General features: G+C 53.3%; 1 protein-coding gene. It reads right to left on the reverse strand.

Annotation, left to right across the window (positions count from 1 at the left end):
* Positions 1-676 (reverse strand): phosphoribosylaminoimidazolesuccinocarboxamide synthase (gene purC / locus VZ95_RS21000; protein ID WP_045777602.1); only part of this gene is annotated, 676 nt, incomplete at both ends.

The raw sequence follows: 676 nt of genomic DNA on the forward strand, positions 1-676 counted from the left end.
GCCCAAGCGGCGGGCGACTTCCTGATAGGCTTCCTGCACCCCGCCGAGATCCTGGCGGAAGCGGTCCTTATCGAGCTTCATATTCGATTTCACATCCCAGAGGCGGCAATTGTCTGGGCTGATTTCATCGGCCAGAACGATGCGCATTTCCTCTTCATCCCACAGGCGGCCGAATTCCAGCTTGAAATCAACGAGCTTCAGACCAACGCCAAGGAAAAGCCCCAAAAGATAATCATTCACCCGCAAGGTCAGGTGAATCATATCATCGATATCTTGCGTGCTGGCCCAGCCGAAGGCAGTGATATGCTCTTCCGAAACCATCGGATCGCCCAACTCATCGTTCTTATAATAATATTCGATGATAGCGCGGGGCAGCGGCGTGCCTTCGGGAATACCAAGACGTTTGGACATAGAACCCGCCGCCACATTGCGCACGACGACTTCAATCGGAATGATTTCGACCTGACGCACCAATTGCTCACGCATATTGAGCGCGCGGATGAAGTGCGTGGGAATGCCGATTTCGGTGAGGCGCGTCATCAGATACTCAGAAATCCGGTTGTTCAGCACGCCTTTGCCGCTGATAACCCCTTTTTTCTGATTATTGAAGGCGGTCGCATCGTCCTTGAAATACTGCACGATCGTGCCGGGTTCCGGTCCTTCGAACAGAACTTTG

Source organism: Elstera litoralis (assembly GCF_000963705.1).
Lineage (GTDB): Bacteria > Pseudomonadota > Alphaproteobacteria > Elsterales > Elsteraceae > Elstera > Elstera litoralis.